We start from the raw sequence: 5088 nt of genomic DNA on the forward strand, positions 1-5088 counted from the left end.
CGCCTCCTCCGTCACCCCCTCCCCGCCGCCCTGCTCGGCGCCCTCCTGGCCGGCGGTATCTGGCTCGGCACCTCCCTCGCCGACACCGAGAGCGGGGCGGCGAACGATCGCACGCCCTCCGTCCCCAGCACCGAAGGATCCGCGCCCTGGACCGCGCACCGCGAGGAGGACATGAAGGCCGTCCTCTCCGTCCCGGCCGGCTACGACGAGTACGCCCGGCAGGGCAACGCGGCCAGCCAGCCCCGGATCGTGGTCTACGCGGACGACAGCGAGACCGTACAGATCCGTCTGACCCAGTGGGACAAGGCGCCCCGCTCCCCGATGGGCCAGGCCAAGGAGGCGCACGCCGGCTGGGACAGGTACAACGGGGACGCGCGGACGCAGTACACGCGCACCAGCGTCGACGGCCATGAGGCGGTGCTCGCCGACACCACCTACGACCTGAAGGAGTACCCCACGCGGGTCATGGAGCTGATGATCCTGACCGACGACAGCCGTATGTACGAGCTGCGCGTGGACATGCCCAAGGGGACGGCGGACGAGAAGAAGGGCACGGCGGCGTTCAAGGGTGTCCGTGACCGTCTCGAGATCGGACCGAACTGAACCATCGCTGATCGTCTCGGCTCAACGCCCTGATCAGCGCGTTTGTTGCCAGTGATCGCTGGCGCCGTGTGAGCACTCGGTGAATCCCTATTACCGCCGGGTACACAAAGCCTCCGCCGCGGCATACCCTGCGGCTCATGACGGACTCGCAGGCCCCGGAAAAGACCGGCACCAACCCGCTCGCCCCCGCCCCCGCGGGCGCCCGTACCGCCGCCGACGTGGTCACCCCCGAGCTGATCGCGCAGCTCACCAAGGGCGTGGCCGGATCCGGCCGGACCGCCAACCACACGCCGTTCACCGGCGAGAAGCTGGCCGACCTGCCCGAGTCCACACCGGAGGACGTACGGCAGGCCTTCGAGGCGGCCCGCAAGGCCCAGTCCGTCTGGGCGCAGGTTCCGGTGCGGCAGCGCGCCGCCGTCCTGCTCCGCTTCCACGACCTGGTGCTGGCCCGCCAGGCCGAGGTCCTCGACCTCATCCAGCTGGAGACCGGCAAGGCGCGGCTGCACGCCCACGAGGAGGTGCAGGCGGTAGCCGTCGCGGCGCGCCACTACGGCCGTAGGGCCCCCGCGTATCTACGGCCCAAGCGGCACGCCGGCGCCATGCCCACGCTCACCCGCGTCACCGAACTGCGCCACCCGCGCGGTGTCGTGGGCCAGATCGCCCCCTGGAACTACCCCCTCGAACTCTCCGTCGGCGACGCGCTCCCCGCCTTCGTCGCGGGCAACGCGGTCGTCATGAAGCCGGACACGGAGACGTGCCTGACCGCGCTGTGGGCCCGGGACCTGCTGATCGAGGCCGGGCTGCCCGCCGACGTCTTCCAGGTCGTCCTCGGCGAGGGCCCCGTCGTCGGCCCGGAACTCGTCAAGCACGCCGACTACGTCTCCTTCACCGGTTCCACCCGCACCGGCCGCGAGGTCGCCCAGGGCGCCGCCGCACGCCTGATCGGCGTCTCCCTCGAACTCGGCGGCAAGAACGCCATGCTGGTCCTCGACGACGCCGACATCGACAAGGCGGCGGCGGGCGCGGTCCGCGCCTGCTTCTCCTCCGCCGGCCAACTGTGCATCTCCATCGAGCGGTTGTACGTCCACGAGTCGATCGCCGACACCTTCCTGGAGCGGTTCGCCACCCGCACCAAGGCGATGCGGCTCGGCAAGTCCCTCGCCTACGGCGCCGACATGGGATCGCTGGTCGGCGAACGCCAGCTGGAGACCGTGACGCGGCACGTCGACGAGGCTGTGGAGAAGGGCGCGAAGGTGGTCGCGGGCGGCGTGGCCCGCCCCGACATCGGCCCGTACTTCTACGAGCCCACCATCCTCGACGGCGTCACAGAACCCATGTCGGTCTGCACGGAGGAGACCTTCGGCCCGGTCGTCTCCCTGTACCGCTTCACGACGGAGGACGAGGCCGTCGAACTCGCCAACTCCACGCCGTACGGCCTGAATTCCTCCGTCTGGACGAAGAACGGCACCCGCGGCCGCGCGGTCGCCGCCCGCCTGCGCACCGGCACGGTCAACGTCAACGAGGGCTACGCCCCCGCCTACGGCAGCGTCCAGTCCCCGATGGGCGGCATGAAGGACTCCGGCCTCGGCCGCCGCCACGGCTCCGAGGGCATCCTCAAGTACACGGAGGCCCAGACGGTGGCACAGCAGCGACTGCTGCCGATGGCCCCGTCACTGGGGATGGACGACGAGAAGTACGCGCAGTTCATGAGCCGCAGCCTGCGCCTGATGAAGGCATTCCGGTTCAGGTAAAGGCGCCCCGACAGGGGCGCGGGGCTGTATCAATTTGCGGCTCCGCCGCGTGGGCGCGAGCAACCACCGATCACCCGCACGGACACTCAACGAGGAGCACACGTGCCCCAGGACACCTACGACTACGACGTCATAGTCGTCGGCTCCGGCTTCGGCGGCTCAGTCACCGCCCTCCGCCTCACCGAAAAGGGCTACACCGTAGGCGTCCTGGAAGCCGGCCGCCGCTTCACCCGCGAAACCCTCCCCAAGAACTCCTGGGACCTCAGGAACTACCTCTGGGCCCCGCGGCTCAGAATGTTCGGCATCCAGCGCATCCACCTGCTGGGCAACGTCATGGTGCTGGCGGGCGCCGGCGTCGGCGGCGGCTCGCTCAACTACGCCAACACCCTCTACGTACCGCCGAAGCCGTTCTTCGAGGACCCCCAGTGGCGTGACATCACCGACTGGCAGGAGGAGTTGCAGCCGTACTACGACCAGGCCCAGCGCATGCTCGGCGTACGGCTCAACCCGACCATGACCCCGTCCGACGTCCATCTGAAGGCGGCCGCCGAGCGGATGGGCGTCGGCGACACCTTCCACCTCGCACCGGTCGGCGTGTTCTTCGGGGACGGCAAGGACGCCGACGGGACCACGAAGGCCGCGCCCGGCGAGCAGACCGGCGACCCGTACTTCGGCGGCGCAGGCCCGGCCCGCAAGGCCTGCACCGAATGCGGCGAGTGCATGACCGGCTGCCGCCACGGCGCCAAGAACACCCTCAACGAGAACTACCTCTACCTCGCCGAGAAGGCGGGCGCCGTCGTGCACCCCATGACGACGGTCGTGTCGGTCACGGACGACTCGCAGGGCGGGTACGCGGTGGCCACGCTGCCGACCGGCGACAAGAAGAAGGGCGAGGGCCGCACCTTCAAGGCCCGCCGGGTCGTCCTCGCCGCAGGCACCTACGGCACCCAGACCCTGCTGCACCGCATGAAAGCGACCGGCCAACTCCCGTACATCTCAGGCAGATTGGGCGAACTGACCCGCACCAACTCCGAGGCGCTGGTCGGCGCGCAGACCGACAACCGGCGCTACCGCAAGGTCACCGGCGAGCGTAAGGCCGACTTCACCCGCGGCGTCGCCATCACGTCCTCGATCCATCCGGACGCCAACACACACATCGAGCCGGTCCGCTACGGCAAGGGCTCCAACTCGATGGGCGGCCTGTCGATCCTCCAGGTCCCCTACGTGGACGGCGCGTCCCGCGTCGGGGCCTGGCTGAAGAACTCCGCCCGGCACCCGCTCCTCGTCCTGCGCTCCCTCTCCAACCGCCGCTGGTCGGAGCGGACCATCATCGGCCTGGTGATGCAGTCGCTGGACAACTCCCTGTCGACGTACCTGAAACCGGACGGCGTCGGCAAGGGCCTGCTGACCGCCCGCCAGGGTCACGGCGCCCCCAACCCCAAGCAGATCAAGGCGGCTTCGGAGGCTGCGTCGGCGATCGCGGAGTCGATCAACGGCTTCGCGGGCTCCAACGTCGGCGAACTGATGGGCACCCCGCTGACCGCCCACTTCCTCGGCGGCTGCCCGATCGGCGACTCACCCGAGACCGGCGTGATCGACCCGTACCACCGTCTGTACGGCCACCCCGGCATCTCCGTTGTCGACGGCGCCGCGGTCTCCGCCAACCTGGGCGTGAACCCGTCCCTCACCATCACCGCCCAGGCCGAGCGGGCGATGTCGTACTGGCCCAACAAGGGCGAGGCGGACCCGCGTCCCGCGCAGGGCGTGCCGTACGAGCGGCTGAAGCCGGTCGAGCCCAAGTCACCGATGGTCCCGGCCGACGCGTTCGGCGCGCTGAAGCTGCCGTTCCTGGGGATACCGGCGGTACCGCCGAAGAAGTGACCGGCGCCAACAAGAAGGACCTGCACCCCCCTCCGAGCGCAGGTCCTTCTTAGTCTTGCGGCGAGCTCCGGTTACGCGTTCGCGCCGGCCTTCCGGCGGCGCATCGCGAAGACCGCGCCCGCACCGGCGACGATGGCGACGCCGCTGACCAGGCCGATGGCCGGCAGTGCGGAGCTTGCGCCGGTGTCGGCGAGGTTGCCGGTCGGCAGGTCGGAGATGCTGCCCTGCGGCTTCTTCCCCGTGCCCTTGCTGCCGTTGTCGCCCGGCGTGGCGGTGCCCGGGTCCGGGTTGGCGGAGCCGGCCTTCAGGACCTCGAAGTCGTACTGGGCCCAGCCCTCGGCGATGCAGTCCTGGCCGTCGACGTTGTCGAGGTAGGCACCGGAGCCGAAGGAGTAGGCGTCACCGGCGGGGGCCTTGGCGTCGATGCTGACGCGCAGGTCGAGCGTCTGGCTGGCCTTCGACTTCAGCGTCTCGACGCCGAAGAAGTAGGCACCGGCCCACTCGGCGTCCCCGATCCGCTCCCAGGAGCCGGACTCGGGGTTCTTGAACTCCAGGTCGACGTGGCGGCTCAGGAACTTCGACTCGTCGAGCTCGAAGTTCTCGACCTCGGCGTAGAAGGCGACGCCCTCGACGTCCGTGCCGGACTCGTTGGTGACGACCAGCTTGAAGCCGTGGAAGCCGTCACCCGCGACGATCTTGCCCGGCAGGCCCTTGATGTCCGCGGACACCTTGGCGTCGGAGAACTCCTCGTCGAGTTCCTCGCAGAACGGGACGTCCGGCTCCTCGCTCGGCTCGGCCGGCTCCGAGGGCTCGGCCGGGCTCGACTCGCTCTCCGTGGCGGAGGGCGTGACGC

3 protein-coding genes and 1 pseudogene are annotated in these 5088 nt (G+C 70.0%); 3 read left to right on the plus strand and 1 reads right to left on the minus strand.

The genetic code is table 11. From position 1 onward, the window contains the following. The 3 genes and pseudogenes from ACTWQO_RS48295 to ACTWQO_RS48305 all read left to right on the plus strand — a co-directional run. Positions 1-603, plus strand: a pseudogene (locus tag ACTWQO_RS48295) (serine/threonine protein kinase); the annotation flags it as partial. 137 nt (positions 604-740) lie between these two features. Then, positions 741-2354, plus strand: a complete 1614-nt coding sequence (locus tag ACTWQO_RS48300) for a succinic semialdehyde dehydrogenase (RefSeq protein ID WP_443243782.1) — start codon at positions 741-743, stop codon at positions 2352-2354. Positions 2355-2456: 102 nt separating this feature from the next. Next, complete coding sequence (locus tag ACTWQO_RS48305; RefSeq protein WP_443243783.1) at positions 2457-4235, plus strand: GMC oxidoreductase; 1779 nt, start codon at positions 2457-2459, stop codon at positions 4233-4235. A gap of 71 nt (positions 4236-4306) precedes the next feature. On the opposite strand, the gene ACTWQO_RS48310 is transcribed toward ACTWQO_RS48305, so the two are convergent. Further along, a partial coding sequence (locus ACTWQO_RS48310; protein ID WP_443243784.1) for an LAETG motif-containing sortase-dependent surface protein occupies positions 4307-5088 on the minus strand: 782 nt, incomplete at its 5' end.

The sequence above is a fragment of the Streptomyces sp. 4N124 genome (assembly GCF_052245395.1).
Lineage (GTDB): Bacteria > Actinomycetota > Actinomycetes > Streptomycetales > Streptomycetaceae > Streptomyces.

Coding starts and splice junctions, on each gene's coding strand:
- ACTWQO_RS48300 (WP_443243782.1), top strand. CDS start 741: ATGACGGACTCGCAGGCCCCGGAAAAGACCGGCACCAACCCGCTCGCC.